This is a genomic window from Pseudomonas sp. fls2-241-R2A-110, from assembly GCF_030209165.1.
Classification (GTDB): domain Bacteria; phylum Pseudomonadota; class Gammaproteobacteria; order Pseudomonadales; family Pseudomonadaceae; genus Aquipseudomonas.
Map to the genome: position 1 here is coordinate 39,093 of NZ_JARVSN010000024.1, position 19,730 is coordinate 58,822.

Annotated in this window: 19 protein-coding genes; 11 read left to right on the forward strand and 8 right to left on the reverse strand. The window is 60.4% G+C overall.

The window, feature by feature from the left end; genetic code table 11:
* The first annotated feature begins 51 nt into the window (after window positions 1-51).
* A complete protein-coding gene (locus QRN31_RS19855; protein WP_285433972.1) occupies window positions 52-456 on the forward strand; it encodes a MerR family transcriptional regulator in 405 nt (134 codons plus the stop codon).
* Here QRN31_RS19855 and QRN31_RS19860 read toward each other — a convergent pair.
* Both QRN31_RS19860 and QRN31_RS19865 read right to left on the reverse strand, forming a co-directional pair.
* A complete protein-coding gene (locus QRN31_RS19860) occupies window positions 453-710 on the reverse strand; it encodes a DUF2790 domain-containing protein (RefSeq protein WP_285433974.1) in 258 nt (85 codons plus the stop codon). The two genes, QRN31_RS19855 and QRN31_RS19860, sit on opposite strands and share 4 nt — an antisense overlap.
* 63 nt (window positions 711-773) lie before the next feature.
* Window positions 774-2,312 (reverse strand): MFS transporter, encoded by a 1,539-nt coding sequence (locus QRN31_RS19865; RefSeq protein ID WP_285433975.1) that lies wholly within the window; start codon window positions 2,310-2,312, stop codon window positions 774-776.
* Window positions 2,313-2,476: 164 nt separating this feature from the next.
* Between QRN31_RS19865 and QRN31_RS19870 the strand changes: the two genes are divergently transcribed.
* Complete coding sequence (locus QRN31_RS19870) at window positions 2,477-3,343, forward strand: LysR family transcriptional regulator (protein ID WP_285433977.1); 867 nt, start codon at window positions 2,477-2,479, stop codon at window positions 3,341-3,343.
* Between the two features lie 78 nt (window positions 3,344-3,421).
* Here the strand turns inward: QRN31_RS19870 and QRN31_RS19875 are convergent, their stop codons facing one another.
* Window positions 3,422-3,865, reverse strand: coding sequence for a thioredoxin family protein (locus QRN31_RS19875; RefSeq protein ID WP_285433979.1), 444 nt, complete (start codon window positions 3,863-3,865; stop codon window positions 3,422-3,424).
* 344 nt (window positions 3,866-4,209) lie between these two features.
* On the opposite strand from QRN31_RS19875, the gene QRN31_RS19880 reads away from it, so the two are divergent.
* From QRN31_RS19880 to QRN31_RS19915, 8 genes are all read left to right on the forward strand, one after another.
* The gene (locus QRN31_RS19880; protein ID WP_222586439.1) at window positions 4,210-5,058 is read left to right on the forward strand and encodes a transporter substrate-binding protein; all 849 of its coding nucleotides are present in this window, start codon (window positions 4,210-4,212) and stop codon (window positions 5,056-5,058) included.
* 52 nt (window positions 5,059-5,110) lie between these two features.
* A complete protein-coding gene (locus QRN31_RS19885; RefSeq protein WP_008015908.1) occupies window positions 5,111-5,773 on the forward strand; it encodes an amino acid ABC transporter permease in 663 nt (220 codons plus the stop codon).
* A 9-nt stretch (window positions 5,774-5,782) separates the two neighbouring features.
* On the forward strand, window positions 5,783-6,445 hold the full coding sequence (locus QRN31_RS19890) for an amino acid ABC transporter permease (protein ID WP_208668001.1): 663 nt from the start codon (window positions 5,783-5,785) through the stop codon (window positions 6,443-6,445).
* Window positions 6,442-7,248: an amino acid ABC transporter ATP-binding protein gene (locus QRN31_RS19895; RefSeq protein ID WP_285433988.1), complete on the forward strand. Its 807-nt coding sequence runs from the start codon at window positions 6,442-6,444 to the stop codon at window positions 7,246-7,248. Before QRN31_RS19890 ends, QRN31_RS19895 begins: the two co-directional genes overlap by 4 nt.
* A 44-nt stretch (window positions 7,249-7,292) precedes the next feature.
* On the forward strand, window positions 7,293-7,682 hold the full coding sequence (locus tag QRN31_RS19900) for a RidA family protein (RefSeq protein ID WP_222586440.1): 390 nt from the start codon (window positions 7,293-7,295) through the stop codon (window positions 7,680-7,682).
* A 148-nt stretch (window positions 7,683-7,830) separates the two neighbouring features.
* Window positions 7,831-8,595, forward strand: a complete 765-nt coding sequence (locus QRN31_RS19905; RefSeq protein ID WP_090183462.1) for an IclR family transcriptional regulator — start codon at window positions 7,831-7,833, stop codon at window positions 8,593-8,595.
* A 39-nt stretch (window positions 8,596-8,634) separates the two neighbouring features.
* Window positions 8,635-9,852: an amino acid deaminase gene (locus QRN31_RS19910; protein WP_285433991.1), complete on the forward strand. Its 1,218-nt coding sequence runs from the start codon at window positions 8,635-8,637 to the stop codon at window positions 9,850-9,852.
* 141 nt (window positions 9,853-9,993) lie between these two features.
* Complete coding sequence (locus QRN31_RS19915; protein WP_285433992.1) at window positions 9,994-10,926, forward strand: sugar kinase; 933 nt, start codon at window positions 9,994-9,996, stop codon at window positions 10,924-10,926.
* 125 nt (window positions 10,927-11,051) lie between these two features.
* Here the strand turns inward: QRN31_RS19915 and QRN31_RS19920 are convergent, their stop codons facing one another.
* Window positions 11,052-11,327, reverse strand: coding sequence for a peptidylprolyl isomerase (locus QRN31_RS19920; RefSeq protein WP_007898282.1), 276 nt, complete (start codon window positions 11,325-11,327; stop codon window positions 11,052-11,054).
* A gap of 66 nt (window positions 11,328-11,393) precedes the next feature.
* On the reverse strand, window positions 11,394-13,931 hold the full coding sequence (locus QRN31_RS19925) for a PAS domain-containing hybrid sensor histidine kinase/response regulator (RefSeq protein ID WP_285433999.1): 2,538 nt from the start codon (window positions 13,929-13,931) through the stop codon (window positions 11,394-11,396).
* Window positions 13,932-14,052: 121 nt separating this feature from the next.
* On the opposite strand from QRN31_RS19925, the gene QRN31_RS19930 reads away from it, so the two are divergent.
* Complete coding sequence (locus tag QRN31_RS19930) at window positions 14,053-15,162, forward strand: PilT/PilU family type 4a pilus ATPase (RefSeq protein ID WP_285434001.1); 1,110 nt, start codon at window positions 14,053-14,055, stop codon at window positions 15,160-15,162.
* 125 nt (window positions 15,163-15,287) lie between these two features.
* On the opposite strand, the gene QRN31_RS19935 is transcribed toward QRN31_RS19930, so the two are convergent.
* From QRN31_RS19935 to QRN31_RS19945, 3 genes are all read right to left on the reverse strand, one after another.
* Window positions 15,288-17,243, reverse strand: coding sequence for an acetoacetate--CoA ligase (locus QRN31_RS19935; RefSeq protein WP_285434003.1), 1,956 nt, complete (start codon window positions 17,241-17,243; stop codon window positions 15,288-15,290).
* A 155-nt stretch (window positions 17,244-17,398) separates the two neighbouring features.
* Window positions 17,399-18,172, reverse strand: a complete 774-nt coding sequence (gene hbdH / locus QRN31_RS19940) for a 3-hydroxybutyrate dehydrogenase (protein ID WP_285434005.1) — start codon at window positions 18,170-18,172, stop codon at window positions 17,399-17,401.
* Window positions 18,173-18,179: 7 nt separating this feature from the next.
* Window positions 18,180-19,571, reverse strand: coding sequence for a GntP family permease (locus QRN31_RS19945; RefSeq protein ID WP_285434007.1), 1,392 nt, complete (start codon window positions 19,569-19,571; stop codon window positions 18,180-18,182).
* Window positions 19,572-19,730: the final 159 nt, after the last annotated feature.

Sequence of the window (19,730 nt, forward strand, 5' to 3'; positions counted from 1 at the left end):
GAGGCTAAGCTTAAAGTTAACTTTAATGTCAAGCAGTCAAATGAGGCCGTGATGAAGATTGGTGAATTGGCGCGGTTGAGCGGGTTGAACGCATCGCGCATTCGGTTCTACGAGGTTCAGGGCCTGATTCCACAAGTGGAGCGCCTGCCCAATGGTTATCGGCGTTACCCGCCGCAAGTGTTGCAAACCCTGAAGATCATTCAGTGCGCGCAGCAGGCCGGGTTCAGCCTTGACGAGCTGAAACTGCTGTTGCCGGACACGGTGACGGGCGCGTTCAATCACGATGAACTGGTGGCGAGCCTGGGACGCAAAGTCGAACAGATTGAAGCGATGCAACTGCACCTGGCCCAAAGCAAGGCGCAGTTGCTGGGGTTGATCGAAAACATCCAGGCGCGACCCGAAGGGATGGCCTGCGATGCGAATGCCGAGCGGGTGTTGGCGTCGCTCAAGCATTAGTTCTGGTCGATGCAGCTGTCGCCATAGGCTTGGTAACGCAAGGTGTGGGTGACGTTACTGGTGTCGATGTAGGTCATCTCCCGGGAGCCGATGCCGCAATAATCGCCGTTGGTCATGTTGACGACTTTGGCAATCTTAAGAGGGGTCGAATACGTGTAGTCCTCGACGTTTGGCGTGCTGGCGTTGTCGACGGAAGCAGCGGCCGCAACGCCACTCAGGGTCATCAGGAGCAGGGCGGGCAGAAGGCTTTTCATGATGGGGCTCTCGTGGTGGCTACTGAACGATTTCAGTGGCAGTACGACGAGTCCCGTATTGGTTTATTCCAGGCTCAGGGCAGTATTTTTCTGTGCCGGAATCGGGTTGCGCATCAACGTGCCCACCACCACCGCCCCCAGTAATGCCAGCAAACCGGCGACCAGAAGCAGCAGGCTGAAACCGCCGACGAACGCCTGGCGCGCCAATGGCTCGACCAGTGGGCGTGCCGCTTGCGGCAGCACGCTCATGGCGGCGCTCATGTCCCCGGCGACCACCCGTGAGGCAATGCCTTGTGTTTGACTGAGCCATTGCGCGCCCTGCGTCGACAGGCTGGTGCGCAGCAACATTTCGGTATGGCTGGACAGCAACGCGCCGAACACGCCGATGGCCAATACGATTGCGCTGAATCGCATGGTGGTGCTCATGCCCGACGCCATCCCTGTGCGTTCGCGGGGCACGCACGCCATGATGTTTTTTTGCGTGTCGCCGTTTAAAAGGCCGGCGCCGGCCCCTGTCACGGCAATCGCCATTGCGAAGGGCGCGTAGCCGCCGCTGCTGACGGCCCAGGCGCTGAGCAGGTTGCCGCTGCCCACCAGGGTCAAACCGGCCGCCATCAATGTGGCGGGGGCAAAGTGATGGGCGAGTCGAGCGCCAATTCGCGGGCACAACAGCATCGTCGCGGCAAACGGCAACATTCCCAACCCCGACGCGATGGCCGAGAAACCCAGTCCGTTTTGCAGGTAGAACGGTAGCAACGTCATCATCACCTGGGCACAACCGGCATAGGCGAACATGCCGAGCAGGGCGCCGATGAAGCGCGGATGCCTGAACAATTGCAGGTCGACCATCGGCCGCCGCTGCATCCGTTCGATCAGCACAAACAACCCCATCAGCATAGCGCCGCCCGCGAGCCGGGCGTAAGTGACCGGGTTGCTCCAGCCGATCCGGTTGGCCTCGATCAAGCCCCAGATCAGGCACAACAAGCTCGCGCTGAACGCCAGGCTGCCCCAGGGATCGAGGCGCGCTGACTGCGGATCACGAGACTCCGGCACCGCGCGCCAGACCATGACCATCAACAACACGCCCACCGGCAGGTTGAGGTAGAAAATCCAGCGCCAACCGACGTATTCGGTGATCAGCCCGCCGATTGTCGGCGCGGCGGTCATCGCCACGCCCATGCATGCGCCCCAGAACGCCCAGGCCTTGGCCCGTTCCACTTCATCGTGAAAGGTGTGGCCGATCGAAGCGAGGGCCGAGGTCAGCAACAATGCCGCGCCGACGCCCTTGATCGCCCGCGCGATGTCGAGGAACAACGCAGTGGGCGCAGCACCGCAGCCGATGGAGGCGAGGATGAAAATGCCCAGGCCACAGAGCAGGGTTTTCTGCCGACCAAAACGATCGGCCAGGCTGCCCGCCGGCAGCAGCAGCGCCGCGAAAGCCAGCATGTAGGCGCTGACCACCCATTCAATGTCGGCAAAGTTGGCGCCCAGGTCGCGCGCGATGGTCGGCAGGGTGACGGCGACGATGTTGGTGTCGAGGACGATCAATGAGCAGACGCCGGAAGCCGTCAGCAGCGTCAGGCGTGGATTGACCCGGCTCATGGTGAGATTGCCTGTTGGGCAAGACTGTCGGCTGTCACCGCGGCAAGGGGTTTGACGTGCATGGCGTTGGCTCTCTACTGTGATTGCCAACGAGCTTATCGCGCTCGATTGCCGGCATTATTAGCCTGGCATCGGGACTTCATTACCTTTGAGCTAATGCACCCATGGACATACGGCATTTCCGCTATTTTTTGGCCGTTGCCCGGCATGGCAACTTCACCCGTGCTGCCGAACAACTGGGCATTGCGCCGCCCACCTTGACTCGGCAAATCCAGGACATGGAGAGCGAGCTCGGCACGCGGCTGTTCGTGCGCCAGACCCGTGAAGTCAGCCTGACCGAAGCCGGCGCGGCTTTGGTGATCGAAGCCGAGGCGACGGTGCGGCAATTCGAATACGCCCAGCACAATGCCCAACGGGCCGGACGCGGGGATATTGGCCATATCGAACTGGGTTACGTGGCGTCGGCGGTGTACTCCGGGTTGCTGCAAAAACAGGTGCAGGCCTTCAGTCGCGAGTGTCCCGACGTAAGCCTGAACGTTCGGGAAAGTCCCATGGTCTCGTTGCCAGCAATGGTGGCGGAGGGACGATTCGATATTGGGTATGTCCGCTCACCCATGACCCTGCCTGATGGCCTGGAAGCCATTCGCCTGGACGCAGAAGGCTTTGTGCTGGCGCTGTCTACCGAGTCCTGGCTGTGTCGATTGCCGGAGATCGCTCCCGAGCATTTGCAGAGCGAGACGTTCATCCTGCCGGAACAAATCAGCGGCACCTTGCAAGTCGCCGCCGAGGGCGGGTTTGCGCCGAAACTGGGGGCGCAGCCGGGCGGGCTGGTGGCGGTGATTGCCCTGGTCTCGTTGGGGCAGGGCGTGGCGGTGGTGCCAGAGTCGGTGGTCGGGCATGTCGGATTGCCTGGCGTGGTGTACCGGACCATCAAAGGCTGCGCGGCGACGTCGTGGTTGTCGTTGATTTATCGGCGGTTCGAGAAGTCGGCAGCGGTGCTCAGGTACATCGAACAGTCCAGGAAGCCTTGAGAGCAAGAGCTATAGCGAACGTGTGGGAGCGAGCCTGCTCGCGATAGCGATCTTTCCAATCACAAAAAATGCCACAGATTACCGCCAGGTCTCACGGCTCAATCGCGACGTGGCGCGAGGCACAGTGCACAACCTGCGTAATGTCTGGCGCAACCACACCAGGTCATGCCGCGGTTTGTGCTTCACCGCTGGCGGCCTCACCTTGCCGATGTGCCGGGCGAAATCTTGCGCCAAGGTGTCCTCGGTGCCGATCCCTTTGAGCTTCTTCAGCAGCTTCCCGTCCTTATAAAACAGCACGGTCGGTGAGCCGGTGACGTTCGGGTGCCGAGGCGACTGCTCCATGACCAGCATATAAATGTGCGCGAAATGCCGATAAGCCTCAGCGATCCTGCGAAAAATCGGCCCGGCCATTTCGCAGGCGGGACAGTGTTGACTGCCGAAATAAAGAATCACTGGGCGCCAGGTGCTCAGGGCCTTGCGATAGACCGGGGCGAGAGTGGTTTGGCTGGGATTCGAGCTCATTGAAAATCTCCTTTTGACAACGACATCGAGCGTTCGTAGACGGTAAAGGAGCGCGCAGGGGTGGGTCTACTGTCAGAAATTACAGGTAGCGATCTGCTTCATTTTGAATCGCTATGCCCTGATTGGGGTGCAAGTACCCGTGCGTTGTGGCCAACGGTAGCGATTTTTGTAGGTTGCGATTGGTAACGTCGATTCGATCCTCGAATCCATCCTTTTGATTCAAAACACTTTTCAATCCCCCCTACATTCCCCCCGCAACCTGTGGCACACTTTCTGCTGTCTATTCCGTTGTTACACACCTACGTCCGGTATAACGGAATACACATCACCCTGGAGTGCTTGCCATGCATCGCCGACCTTCCTTGTTAAAAGCGTGTGTTTTTGTTCTCGCGGCTTCTGCCGCTGCCATGGGTATGGCCCAGGCGGCGGACAGCAAGCTCGATAGCGTGCTGGCCCGCGGCAAATTGATTGTGGGCACGGGCAGTACCAATGCGCCGTGGCATTTCCAGGGAGCGGATGGCAAGTTGCAGGGGTTTGATATCGACATCGGGCGCATGATCGCCAAGGGGTTGTTCAACGATCCGACCAAGGTCGAGTTCGTGGTGCAGTCTTCCGATGCGCGGATCCCCAACCTGCTGACCGACAAGGTCGACATCAGTTGCCAGTTCATCACCGTGACTGCCAGTCGCGCGCAGCAAGTGGCGTTCACGCTGCCGTATTACCGCGAAGGCGTCGGCCTGTTGCTGCCGGCCAACAGCAAGTACAAGGAAATCGAAGACCTCAAGGCCGCCAACGACAGCGTGACGGTGGCGGTGTTGCAGAACGTGTACGCCGAGGAGCTGGTGCATCAGGCGCTGCCCAAGGCCAAGGTCGATCAGTACGACAGCGTCGATTTGATGTACCAGGCCGTGAACTCCGGCCGTGCCGACGCAGCAGCCACCGATCAGTCGTCGGTCAAATACCTGATGGTGCAGAACCCTGGCCGCTATCGCAGCCCGGCCTACGCCTGGAGCCCGCAAACCTACGCCTGCGCGGTTAAACGCGGCGACCAGGACTGGCTGAATTTCGTCAACACCACCCTGCATGAAGCCATGACCGGCGTTGAGTTCCCGACTTACGCGGCGTCCTTCAAGCAGTGGTTCGGCGTAGAGCTGCCTACCCCTGCTATTGGTTTCCCTGTCGAATTCAAATGATCCCGTGAGAGCGGGGCGATGACGAGTCGCCCCGCTCAAGGTACTGCTGACCATGAACTATCAGTTGAACTTTGCCGCCGTATGGCGCGATTTCGACACCTTGCTGGCGGGGCTCGGTCTGGGCCTTGAACTGGCACTGGTGTCGATCGCCATCGGCTGCGTGATCGGCCTGATGATGGCGTTTGCTTTGCTTTCAAAGCACCGCGCATTGCGGGTGCTGGCGTCGGTGTATGTGACGGTGATCCGTAATACGCCGATTCTGGTGTTGATTCTGTTGATCTACTTTGCCTTGCCGAGCCTGGGCATCCGCCTGGACAAGATCCCGTCGTTCATCATCACCCTGTCGCTGTATGCCGGGGCGTACCTGACCGAAGTGTTCCGGGGTGGCTTGTTGAGTATTCCCAAGGGCCAGCGTGAAGCCGGACTCGCCATCGGGCTCGGCGAGTGGCAGGTCAAGGCGTATGTCACCGTCCCGGTGATGCTGCGCAACGTGCTGCCAGCCTTGTCGAACAACTTTATTTCACTGTTCAAGGACACCTCGCTGGCGGCGGCGATTGCCGTGCCGGAGCTGACCTATTACGCGCGCAAGATCAATGTCGAAAGCTACCGGGTGATTGAAACCTGGCTGGTGACCACAGCGCTCTATGTTGCGGCCTGTTACCTCATTGCCATGATGCTGCGTTACCTCGAGCAGCGTCTGGCGATCCGCCGATAGGAGGCCCTCATGTACGAATCACCCAGTTGGCTACATGAACTATGGGTTGCCCGCGAAGTGCTGTGGCAAGGCTTCTTGACCAGTGTGCAGGTCTCGGCGCTGGCGATTTTGCTGGGCACGCTGGTCGGCATTGTCGCCGGTCTGGTGCTGACCTACGGCAATGTCTGGATGCGCGCACCGTTCCGCTTTTACGTCGACATCATTCGTGGCACGCCGGTGTTTGTGCTGGTGCTGGCCTGCTTCTATATGGCGCCGGCGCTGGGCTGGCAGATCAGTGCGTTTCAGGCCGGTGCCTTGGGACTGACATTGTTTTGCGGCTCTCACGTCGCCGAAATCGTGCGCGGCGCGTTACAGGCCTTGCCCAGCGGCCAGATGGAAGCGAGCAAGGCCATCGGCCTGACGTTTTATCAGTCGCTCGGTTACGTGCTGTTGCCTCAGGCACTGCGGCAGATCCTGCCGACGTGGGTCAACTCATCGACCGAGATCGTCAAGGCCTCGACCTTGCTGTCGGTGATCGGTGTGGCCGAGTTGTTGCTCAGCACACAGCAGATCATTGCCCGGACCTTCATGACCCTGGAGTTTTACCTGTTCGCCGGATTTCTGTTTTTCGTCATCAACTACGCCATCGAATTACTCGGCCGGCACATTGAAAAGCGGGTGGCCTTGCCATGACTCAATCTTCGCTCTCTAACGCAAAAGATCCTCAAAACGGCCAGGCCCTGCTGGACATTCGCGGCCTGCACAAACAGTACGGCAAGCTCGAAGTGCTCAAGGGCGTCGACCTGACCATGCAGCGCGGCAACGTCGTCACGCTGATCGGTTCCAGCGGCTCGGGCAAGACCACGCTGCTGCGCTGCGTGAACATGCTCGAAGAGTTTCAAGGCGGGCAGATCATGCTCGACGGCGAATCCATCGGCTATGACGAGATCAACGGCAAACGCGTGCGGCACCCGGAAAAGGTCATTGCCCGGCATCGCGCGATGACCGGCATGGCGTTTCAGCAATTCAACCTGTTCCCGCACCTCACGGCGCTGCAGAACGTCACCCTGGGCTTGCTCAAGGTCAAGAAACTGCACAAGGACGAGGCCGTTGCCCTGGCAGAAAAGTGGCTGGAGCGTGTCGGCCTGCTGGAGCGGCGCGATCACTACCCGGGCCAGTTGTCCGGCGGCCAGCAACAGCGTGTGGCGATTGCCCGGGCAATTGCGATGAACCCCAGCCTGATGCTGTTCGACGAAGTCACCTCGGCCCTCGATCCGGAACTGGTCGGCGAAGTGCTGAACGTGATCAAGGGACTGGCCGAAGATGGCATGACCATGCTGCTGGTGACCCACGAAATGCGCTTTGCCTTCGAGGTCTCGGACAAGATCGTTTTCATGAATCAGGGGCGAATCGAAGAGCAGGGGCCTCCCAAGGAACTGTTCGAGCGCCCGCAATCACCGCGTCTGGCTGAGTTTCTCAAGAACACGCGGTTCTGATTTTTTTCAAAAGTTTTTTAACGTTTCAATCAGGAGAAACACTCATGAGCATTACTCGTTACGGCACCGGCAGCACCGCCGCTGGCGGTCAGCCTCGCCCTTTCGCCCGCGCCGTTGAAGCCGATGGCTGGCTGCACGTTTCCGGGCAGGTGCCGGCATTGGATGGCGAGATCATCATCGGTGGCATCGTCGAGCAGACCCACCAGACCATGAAGAACCTGATCGCGATTCTCGAAGAGGCCGGTTATGGCCTGGAAGACGTGGTGCGTGCTGGCGTGTGGCTGGAAGACCCAAGGGATTTCACCAGTTTCAACAAGGTCTTCTCCGAGTATTTCAAACCCGAACACGCCCCGGCCCGGGCCTGCGTGCAGGCGAACATGATGGTTGATTGCAAGGTCGAGATCGACTGCATTGCTTACAAGAAAAAGGCCTGAGATTTGCGGTGACGCCATCGCGAGCAGGCTCACTCCTACAGGGGAATGCATTCCAAATGTGGGAGTGAGCCTGCTCGCGATGGCGGCCTAACGGTTAACACAGCACTCTAGGTAAACTCCCCGGCGAATTTGTATGGGAACCACAGAAATGACCGAAGACACCATCAAGCGCCGGGCACGCGGTCTGGACCGGGCGTTCGATATCCTCGATTTCCTCAAGGAAGTCGGCAAGCCGTTGCGCCCCAATGAAATCGCCAGCGGCATTGGCAGCCCGAAATCCACGGTCTACGAACTGGTCGCTTCGCTGCTGGAACGACGAATTCTGGAACCTGTGGGCAAGGACGGTCATGTTTACCTCGGCCGCCAGCTGTACTTCCTCGGGCAGGCGCACTTGCGTCATTTCGACTTGACCCGCGAGGCCGATCACGCCTTGCAGGAGATCGTCAGCCAGACCCATGAAACCGCGCAGATGTGCCTGCTCAACGGGCGTAAATACACGGTGGCGTTGATGAAGGAGGGCGAGCGGCATTTCCGCATTTCCTCTGACATCGGCGAGAACGCGCCGATTCCCTGGACCGCTTCCGGGCGCCTGTTACTGGCGCACTTGAGCGATCAGGAAATCATCGACCTGATCGATCACGACGACTTCATCCTGCCCAATGGCGAACGCCTGCCACTGGAGCAATTTCTCGGTGAAATCCGTCAGGCGCATATCGATGGCTTTTTCTCCTTCGATAGCGTCGCCGACACCTTTACCCATTGCTTCGCCGCCCCGGTCAAAGACCCGAGCGGCGTGGCCATTGCGACCCTGTGCATTGTCGCTCCGCGCGCCGATGCGAAAAACAATTACAACGACTATCGCCGGGTGCTGATCGACAGCGCCAATAGCCTCGCCCGGCGCATCAACGAATAACCGCGGCTGCCTGCGGCCGCGAATGTGAGGAGTTCGACCATGTCTACTGCCCAAAATACTGCCGCTGTGGAAAAGGGCTTTGCCCAGACCGGCGCCAACCTGGTACGCGATGTCAGCCTGCCTGCCTTGGTGCTGCATCGCGATGCGCTGGAGCACAACATTCGCTGGATGCAGGCGTTTGTCAGCAACAGCGGCGCCGAACTCGCGCCTCACGGCAAAACCAGCATGACGCCGGCATTGTTCCGCCGCCAACTGGACGCCGGCGCCTGGGGCATCACCCTGGCCAGCGCCACGCAGACCCGTGCAGCGTATGCCCACGGCGTGCGCCGGGTGCTGATGGCCAACCAACTGGTGGGTACGCCGAACATGGCGCTGATCGCCGACTTGCTGGCCGACCCGACCTTCGAGTTCCACTGCATGGTCGATCACCCGGACAACGTCGCTGACCTCGGGGCGTATTTCGCGTCTCGCGGTGTGCGCTTGAACGTGATGATCGAGTACGGCGTGGTCGGCGGGCGTTGCGGTTGCCGCACCGAAGAGGAAGTGGTCGCGCTGGCCAAGGCCATCGGCGCCCAGCCAGCGTTGGCACTGACCGGCATCGAAGGCTATGAAGGCGTGATCCACGGTGATCATGCAGTCTCGGGCATCCGCGCCTTCGCCGGGTCGCTGGTGCGCCTGGCGGTGCAGTTGCAGGACAGCGGCGCTTTTGCGATTCCCAAACCGATCATCACGGCCTCGGGGTCGGCCTGGTATGACTTGATTGCCGAAGAGTTCGAAGCGCAAAACGCCAGCGGACGCTTCCTCAGCGTGTTGCGCCCTGGCAGCTATGTCGCCCACGACCATGGCATCTACAAAGAAGCACAATGCTGCGTGCTCGATCGTCGCAGTGACCTGAACGAGGGGCTGCGCCCGGCACTGGAAGTCTGGGCGCATGTGCAGTCGTTGCCCGAGCCGGGGTTTGCGGTGATTGCCCTGGGCAAACGTGACGTCGCCTACGACGCGGGTTTGCCGGTGCCACTGCTGCGTTACAAGGCGGGTGTCGTGCCGGCGAGCGGCGACGATGTCAGCGCGTGCAAGGTGACGGCGGTAATGGACCAGCACGCGTTCATGACCGTGACTCCCGGAATTGAGTTGCGCGTGGGCGACATTATTTCGTTTGGCACTTCCCACCCGTGCCTGACGTTCGACAAATGGCGCACCGGGTGTCTGGTAGATGAGCAATTGAATGTCATCGAAACTATGGAAACCTGTTTCTAAGGCTTCAGACCGAGGCGCGGCTATCGCGAGCAAGCTCGCTCCCACATGGGATCTTCAGTGCTCACACAATCCCTGTGGGAGCGAGCTTGCTCGCGATGGCATCAGCCCAGACAACATCGCAACACCAGAGACCCCATAACAATGACCACCATCAGCACCCTCGGCCCCCACACGCCGCGCATCGCCCTGATCGGCGAGTGCATGATCGAACTGCAACAACGCGCCGACGGCAGCCTGCAACAAAGCTTCGGCGGCGATACCTTGAACACCGCGGTCTACTTGTCCCGGGAACTGGGCTCAAGCGGTGTCGTCGATTACGTCACCGCCCTGGGCGATGACAGTTTCAGCGATGCCATGTGCCAGAGCTGGGCGAGCGAAAACGTCGGGCTGGGCATGGTCCAGCGCCTGCCCGGGCGATTGCCCGGTTTGTACTGCATTCAAACCGATGCCGCTGGCGAACGGCGTTTCCTGTATTGGCGCAATGAAGCGGCGGTGCGCGATTGCTTCACCACCCCGGCCGCCGCACCGATCCTGGCGGCATTGCCGGATTACGACGTGCTGTATTTCAGCGGCATCACCCTGGCGGTGCTCGGCGCGCAAGGCCGAGAGAGGTTGCTGGAAACCCTGATCGAAGCCCGACAGCGCGATGCGCGGATTGTGTTCGACAACAACTACCGGCCACGTTTGTGGGCCTCGGTCGAAGAGGCGCGAGCGGCGTATCGCAGCGTCCTGCCTTACATCGACCTGGCATTGTTGACCGTCGATGATGAGCAAGCGCTGTTTCACTTTTCCGATAGCGCGGCGGTGTTTGCCGCTTACGAGCAGATCGGCACGCCTGAAGTGGTGCTCAAACGCGGCGCCGAGGCCTGTTTGATTCGGTGTGATGGCGAGTCGTTCGAGGTGCCGGCGCAGAAGGTCGAGCGAGTGGTCGACACCACGGCGGCGGGGGATTCGTTCAGTGCAGCGTATCTGGCCAGTCGGCTCAAGGGCGGGAGCCCGGTGGAAGCGGCCGAGGCCGGGCATCGCTTGGCGAGCCGGGTGATTCAGGTGCCGGGGGCGTTGATCCCCCGATAAATGGAGAATGGCCGATTGCTGCGCAATCGGATCGCGGGCAAGCCCGCTCCCACAGGTGATTTGTGCACACCGCAGAACCAGTGTGGGAGCGGGCTTGCCCGCGATGAGGACCCATAGCCAATCGATCAATCCCGGTAAAACACCTGCACCAGGTGATACCCAAACTTGCTCTTGATCGGCCCATGCACCACCCGCAGCGGTTTCTTGAAGATCACCGCATCGATCACTCCGACCATTTGCCCGGGGCGCACTTCGCCCAGGTCGCCGCCGCGTTTGCCGGATGGGCAGGTGGAGTACTTCTTGGCCAGCACATCGAAGGCTTCGCCCTTGGCGATGCGTTGTTTGAGCTGCTCGGCTTCTTCCGAGGTTTTCACCAGAATATGGCGGGCTTGAGCTTTCATTGGCGGTACCTTGCAACGGTGATGGCTATGTTGGTGCCAGCGTGGGGCGCGCGATTATGCCTCAACTCACTCCGGTTGGCCGATCATCGTGCGAATCTTGTTGGCCAGCAGATCGATGGAAAAGGGCTTGGCGACCATGTCCATGCCTTCTTCCAGGAACCCCTGGCGTTCCGCCGCCTTCTGCGCATAACCGGTCATGAACAGCACTTTGAGGGCCGGCCGATGCTGGCGAGCGATTTCCGCCAGTTGTCGACCGTTCATTCCCGGCAGGCCGACATCGGTCACCAGCAGATCGACCCGCAGGTCGGATTCAAGCAAGGGCAGGGCGGCCTTCGCATCTTCGGCTTCGTGGGCGTGATAACCCAACTCGTTGAGTAGATTGAGCACCAGCATGCGCACCGCCGGGTCGTCCTCCACCAACAACACGGTTTCGCCGGCAATCGCTGGCGGCGTCTCGCCAGGCGATGGCATCAGGACGTTTTGCGGTTCCAGGACGTGCAACCGTGGCAAGTACAACCGCACGCTGGTGCCCTCTCCCGGCACGCTGAACAGGCTGACGTGACCGCCTGATTGCTGGACGAAACCATAGATCATCGACAACCCCAGGCCCGTGCCCTGGCCGATGGGTTTGGTGGTGAAGAACGGGTCGAAGGCCTTGGCCAGCACCGAAGGCGTCATGCCGGTGCCGTTATCGCTGACGGCAATCATCACGTAATCCCCGGCCTTGACCGGTTCCAGGGTGGTGATGTCAGTGCCGTCGAGGTAAATGTTGGCGGTTTCAATCAGCAATTCACCGCCATCGGGCATGGCGTCCCGGGCGTTGATCACCAGGTTGAGCAAGGCGTTTTCCAGTTGGCTGACGTCGGTGCTGATCGGCCACACCTCGTCGGCCAATTGCAGCTTGAGTTCAATGTGATCGCCTTTGGTGCGGCTGAGCAGATCTTCCAGCGAGTGCACCAGTTCGTTGGCGTTCAGCGGCTTGCGATCCAGCGACTGGCGCCGGGAGAACGCCAGCAGACGATGGGTCAATGCGGCCGCGCGATTGGCCGAAGACACCGCGGCTTCGGTGAAACGGCCGATTTCGGCGACGCGCCCGTCAGCGATGTAGCGCTGCATCAGGTCGAGGCTGCCGATGATCCCGGTGAGCATGTTGTTGAAGTCATGGGCGATGCCGCCCGTGAGCTGGCCGACCGCCTCCATCTTCTGTGCGTGGCGCAACGCCTCTTCAGCGCGCTCGCGTTCGACCATTTCGTTTTGCAGCTTCTGGTTGGCCTCGGCCAGTTGTCGGGTACGCGCGGCGACCCGCTCCTCAAGGGTTTCGTTGAGGTTGCGCAGGGCTTCTTCGGTTTGTTTGCGCTCGGTTTCATCGATCACAAAAATGTAGAAACCGTTCACGGCGCCGTCCGGACCATGGCGCGGCAGGTAATTCATCAGCGCGTGGCGCAGACTTCCGTCGCGGTGCGGCGTACTGATGCTGAAACAGCAAGTTATGCCGGACAGTGCCTGGGCAATGTAGTCGGCGCGCAAGGCATAGGCTTCTTCGCCCAGCACTTCACGGATGGTTTTCCCATACAGCTCCTGAGGTGTCAGTCCGTACCAGTCGAGGTAGGCGGCGTTGTTCAGGCGAAAGCGTTCCTCGCTGTCCACGTAGCTGATCAGGATCGGCATGGCGTTGATGATCAGTTGCAGCTCGGTCTGGCTCTGACGCAAGGCCTGTTCGGTGTGTTTGCGCTCGGTCAAGTCCAGTGCGGCGCCGAGGAAACGGATCGGCCGACCATGGTGGTCCTTGTAGCAACGACCCCGGGCAAACACCCAGCGTTGCTGCCCATCGGGCTGCAACAAGCGATACTCCTCGGCGTACTCGCTGCCATTGGCGATGCAGTGCTTGATGCTGCGGGCAATCATCCCCCGGTCCTCCGGGTGCACACCCTGAAGGTATTCAGTGATCGGCAATTGACCGGCCAGCGCCGGATCGACGCCATGCAACTGGGCAAAATGCGCGTCGGCGATGAAGCGGTCCTCACCGATGTCCCAATCCCAGGTGCCCACGGCGTCGGTCGCGGCCAACGCCAGTTGCAGACGCTGTTCGGTTTCCTGCTGGGCCTTGAGGCTGGCGGCCGAGCGTTGTTCGAGCTCCAGGGCGATGCGTCGGCGTTCGTTGGTTTCGATGGCCGTGACCAGAATCCCGGCCACCTCGGCGCTTTCATCGCGGATCGGGCTGTAGGTCAGGTCGAGCCAGAAGTCCGAATCCTGTCCGTTGCGTTGCAGGGTAAAGCGTTGTTCGCTGTAGGTTCGCACCTGGCCTTGTAGGACCGCGCTGTAAATAGGGTCGGTAAAGTCTTTGAGTTCTGGCCAGATCTGGTGCGTCGGTTGTCCGAAAGCGTGTGGATGCTTGCTGCCAGCGAGCAGGGCGAAGCCGTCGTTATAGATCTGCGTGAGCTGCGGGCCCCACAGCAACAACATCGGCATCGGCGAATGAATCACGATGTCCACGGCGGTGCGCAGGCTCTGTGGCCAGGTACTGGCAGCCCCCAGCGGGGTGCTTGCCCAGTCCAGTCTGGCAATCAAAGCCTGGGCATCGCTGCCCTTCGGTGATGCGCTCATCAAATTGTCCTGCACTTAAGTCGGTGTGGCGGCGTCTACTATCCTTGCAGGGCGATAGACGCTGGATGACCCGCTTCAGGTCATTATTTTTTCATTGAATGCTTCGCGGGTGCTTTTTGCCATGGAAATCGATGTGTTGTTACGGATACTGGCCCATCAGGACGGATCCGATCTTTACCTGTCCACCGGTGCGCCACCCAGCGCACGGTTCGACGGCGTGCTCAAGCCGCTGGCCGATCAACCGTTCAAACCGGGGGAAGTCGCGGCCATTGCCGAGTCCATCATGGACGCCGAACAGCGTCTGGAGTTCGATCGTGAACTGGAAATGAACCTGGCCATTTCGCTGCCGGGCATCGGCCGCTTTCGGGTCAACATCTTCAAGCAGCGCAACGATGTGTCAATTGTTGCGCGCAACATCAAGCTCGACATTCCACGCTTCGAAGACCTCAAGCTGCCAGCGGTGCTGCTCGAAACCGTGATGCTCAAGCAAGGACTGATGCTGTTCGTCGGGGCTACGGCTTCGGGCAAGTCCACGTCTCTGGCGGCGCTGATCGATTACCGCAACCGTCACAGCAGTGGCCATATCGTTACCATCGAAGACCCGATCGAATACATCCATCGCCACAAGCGTTCGATCATCAATCAGCGTGAAGTCGGGGTCGATACCCGCAGTTTTCATGCTGCCTTGAAAAACACCCTGCGCCAGGCCCCGGATGTGGTGCTGATCGGCGAAATCCGTGACCGGGAAACCATGGAGCACGCACTGGCATTCGCCGACACTGGCCATCTGGTGATTTCTACCTTGCATGCGCACAACGCCCATCAGGCGCTGGACCGCATAATCAATTTTTTCCCCGAAGAACGCCGCGCGCAACTGCTGCATGACCTGGGCAACAACCTCAAGGCGTTTGTCTCCCAACGCCTGGTGCGCACCCGCGACGGTCAGCGTCGGGCAGCGGTGGAAGTGATGCTGGGCACACCAACCATTGCCGACCTGATTCGCAGCAACGAGTTTGCCGATCTCAAGGGGATCATGGAGAAGTCGGTGGAACTGGGCATGCAGACATTTGACGCAGCGCTATACGGGTTGGTTGTCGAAGGGGCAATCAGCGAGGAAGAAGCGCTCAAGCATGCGGATTCGGTGAACAACCTGCGCCTGCGGCTGAAGTTGCATGCCGACGCGGCGCCATCCACTCAGCCAGCCTCCGGGGAATGGGGCCTCATGGACTGACAGGATCCCCTGTAGGAGCTGTCGAGTGAAACGAGGCTGCGATCTTTTGATCTTGTTTTAAAAAATCAAAGTCAAAAGATCGCAGCCTCGTTTCACTCGACAGCTCCTACATTGTTTCTGAACAGCTAGTCCTGGAGTTCCGGGCGGTTACGGAATTGTTCGAGCGCTTCGGGATTGGCCAGCGCGTCGGTATTCTTCACCTTTTGCCCATGCACGACATTGCGCACCGCCAACTCGACCACCTTGCCGCTAATGGTCCGCGGGATGTCCGTCACCGCGACAATCTTCGCCGGCACATGCCGTGGCGTGGTGTTGGCGCGGATGACGTCGCGGATCTGTTGTTGCAGCGCGTTGTCGAGCTCGACACCGTCGCGCAATCGCACGAACAGAACCACCCGCACGTCGTCCTGCCATTGCTGACCGATGGCCACGCTGTCTTGCACCTGCGGGACTTTCTCCACCTGACGGTAGATTTCCGCGGTGCCGATGCGCACCCCACCAGGGTTGAGCACGGCGTCCGAACGCCCGTGGATCATCATTGCGCCGTGGGGCAGTTGCTCGGCGTAGTCGCCCTGAGCCCAGACGCCGGGGAACTGGCTGAAATAGGACGCGTGCAGTTTTTCCTGCTGCGGATCATTCCAAAAGCCGATGGGCATGGCCGGGAAGTGCCGGGTGCAGACCAGCTCACCTTTTTTGCCAATGACCGGTCGACCATCGTCGTTCCAGACTTCGACTGCCATGCCCAGGCTCTTGCCCTGAATTTCGCCGCGACGCACAGGCTCGAACGGGTTGCTGTTCACAAAGCACGAAACGATGTCAGTGCCGCCAGACATCGACGCCAGGCACAGGTCGGTCTTGAAGTCGCGGTAGATGTAATCGTAGCTCTGCGGTGACAGCGCGGAACCGGTGCAGAGCAGGGTTTTCAGGCTGCTCAGGTCATGGCTTTCGCGTGGCTTGACGCCGTTGTTTTCCAGGGTCGCCAGGTATTTCGGGCTGGTGCCAAAAACGCTGATGCGTTCATCGTCGATCAGGTCGATCAAACGCTCCGGGTTCGGATGAAACGGCGACCCGTCGTACAGCACCACGGCGCTGCCCACGGCCAGGGCCGAGACCAGCCAGTTCCACATCATCCAGCCGCAGGTGGTGTAGTAGAACAAGCGGTCGCCGGGGCCGAGGTCGCAATGCAGGCCATGCTCCTTGACGTGCTGCAGCAACACGCCGCCGGTGCTGTGGATGATGCATTTCGGCACGCCGGTGGTGCCGCTGGAATAGAGGATGTACAGCGGGTGCGAGAAGGGCACGGGCACGAAATCCGGCTCGCCGCCGACGTCGTAGAAATCGTCCCACAACGTTACATTCGCCCGGGTGTGGAAGTGTCCGATGCGTGCTTGCGGGAGGGCGTAAGGCACCACGATCAACTGCTGCAAGGATGGCAGGCGTTCGAGGATTTCATTGACCTTGGCACGCTGGTCGATGTCTTTTCCGGCGTAGCGATAACCGGCGCAGGTGATCAGCACCTTTGGCTCGATCTGGCCGAAGCGGTCGATCACGCCCTGAGTGCCGAAGTCCGGTGACGAGCAGGACCAGATCGCCCCCAGGCTGGTGGTGGCAAGCATCGCCACCAGGGTTTGCCAGGTGTTGGGCATGCACGCGGCGACACGGTCGCCAAGGACCACGCCAGCGGCGATCAAACTGTGTTGAAAACCGGCGACATGCTCAGCCAGTTCGGCCCAGGTCAGGTGTTCACGCTGGCCGTTCTCGCCAATGGCAATCACGGCCACGGCATCGTCGCGACGGCGCAACAGGTGCTCGGCGAAGTTCAGGGTCGCACCGGGGAACCACTGGGCGCTGGGCATCTGCACGCCCTCGACCAGCACTGCGTCGGGCTGATCGTGGAAGCGGATATCAAAGAAGTCGACGATCGCCTGCCAGAACGCTTCGCGCTGGTCGATGGACCATTGGTGCAGGGCGGCGTAGTCGTCGAGGTGAATGTGGTGGCGCGCGATGACGAAGCGCCGAAAGGCTTCCATGCGGGTCTTGCTGATGCGCTGGGCGCTGGGTTGCCAGAGGATGTCGGACATGGTTTGCCTCTTGTTGTTGACGAGTGCTTCGCACTCGATCGCGGGCAAGCCACGCTCCCACAGGTTTTGTGGGTGTCGCCGAATGTGTGGTTCGACGCAAAACCTGTGGGAGCGTGGCTTGCCCGCGATGAACGATAACGCGGTCCAGCGGTTGCTTACTGCGCCAACCACCCACCATCAATATTCCACGCCGCGCCCCGCACCTGGCTTCCCGCTTCGCTGCACAGGAACAGCACCAGTTCACCCAGTTGCGACGGGGTGACGAACTCCAGTGACGGTTGTTTCTCGGCCAGTAAATCATGCTGCGCCTGTTGCGGATCGATCCCCGTGGCGATCCGATCATCAATCTGCTTCTGCACCAATGGCGTCAACACCCAGCCAGGGCAAATGGCATTGCAGGTGACAGGCGTGGTGGCCGTTTCCAGCCCGACCACCTTGGTCAAGCCGATCACGCCATGCTTGGCGGCCACGTACGCCGCCTTGCCGACCGAGCCGACCTGGCCATGCACCGAGGCAATGTTGATGATCCGCCCCCAGTTCTTGGCTCGCATGCGCGGCAGGCACAGGCGGGTGCTGTGAAACACCGAGGACAGGTTGATCGCGATGATCGAGTCCCAGCGCTCCACGGGAAATTCTTCCACCGAGGCCACGTGCTGGATCCCGGCATTATTGACCAGGATGTCGATGCCGCCGAACTCGCGTTCGGCGTAGCTGACCATGTCGGCAATCTGCGCCGGGTCGCTGACATCGGCCGGGTGATGGCCGACCTTGCCGCCGTATTGCTGGACTTCGGCGATAACCGCAGAGGCATCGCCGAAACCGTTGAGGACCACGTTGGCGCCAGCCTTGGCCAGGCTGAGGGCGATCCCCAAGCCGATGCCGCTGGTGGAACCGGTAACCAGTGCGGTCTTGCCCGAAAGAGTCGTCATGAATACCTCACACAATGCCAGTGGCGTAGAAAGTGCCGATCACCACAAAAACCGCCAGGGTCTTGATCAGCGTAATACAGAAAATGTCTTTGTAGGCCTCGCGGTGGGTCAGGCCGGTGACCGCCAGCAAGGTGATCACCGCGCCGTTGTGCGGCAAGGTGTCCATGCCGCCGCTGGCCATCGCGGCCACCCGGTGCAACACCTCCAGCGGGATGTTGGCGGCGTGGGCCGCGGCGATGAAGTCATTGGCCATGGCCGCCAGCGCGATGCTCATGCCGCCCGATGCGGAACCGGTGATGCCGGCCAGCAAGGTCACGGTCACGGCTTCGTTGACCAGCGGATTGGGGATGCTTTTGAGCCAGTCAGCCAGCACCAGGAAGCCTGGCAAGGAGGCGATGACCGCACCAAAACCGTATTCCGACGCAGTGTTCATCGCCGCCAGCAACGATCCGCTGACCGCAGCGCGACTGCCCTCGGCCAATTTGCCGCGAATCGCCTGGAAGCCAAACACCAGCACCATGATGATGCCGACCAGCAAGGCCGCCTGAACTGCCCAGATTGCGGTCAGTTTGGCGATGTCGGTGGTCACCGGCGTGGCCATGCCCGGCAGCGCGAGGCTGTGGGTCTTGCCGTACCACTGCGGAATCCACTGGGTGAACAGCAGGTTCATGATGCCCACGGCCAGCAGCGGCGACAGTGCGATCCACGGATTTGGCAGCTTGATGTCGGCCGCGGTTTCCGGCTCGTTGCGCAGTTCGGTGCCATAGCCTTCACCCGCAGCTTGAGCCTTGTTGCGCTGGCGCTGAAGAAACAGCATGCCGGCGCAGAACACGAAAATCGCGCCGATCACACCCAGCCACGGTGCCGCCCAGGCGGTGGTGTTGAAGAAGGTGCTGGGGATGATGTTCTGGATCTGCGGGGTGCCGGGCAGGGCGTCCATGGTGAACGAGAACGCGCCAAGGGCGATGGTCGCCGGGATCAGGCGCTTGGGAATATTGCTCTGGCGAAACATTTCAGCGGCAAACGGGTAGACCGCAAACACCACGACGAACAACGACACGCCGCCGTAAGTGAGCAGGGCACAGACCAGCACGATCACCAGCATCGCCTGGCGAGTGCCGAGCAAGCGAATGGCGGCCGCGACGATGGAGCGCGAGAAGCCCGACAACTCGATCAGCTTGCCGAACACGGCGCCGAGCAGGAACACCGGAAAATACAATTTAATGAAGCCGACCATTTTCTCCATGAACACCCCGGTGAAGGCGGGGGCGACGGCGGAAGGGTCGGTAAGCAGAACGGCGCCGAGGGCGGCAATCGGGGCGAAGAGGATAACGCTGTAGCCACGGTAAGCAGCCAGCATCAGCAGCGCTAGGGCTGCCAAGGCAATGATCACACTCATGGTGTGTCTCCTGGATTGTTATTTTTGTAGGGTGGATCTTTTGTGGGAGAGGGCTTTAGCGAGATTCGTGCCATTAACTTAAGTTATTGAAATATATGAATAAATTTAAATTTTAGGGGCTGGCGAAGAAAGAGTCGTCTCTGTTCTGAGACTTTCGTG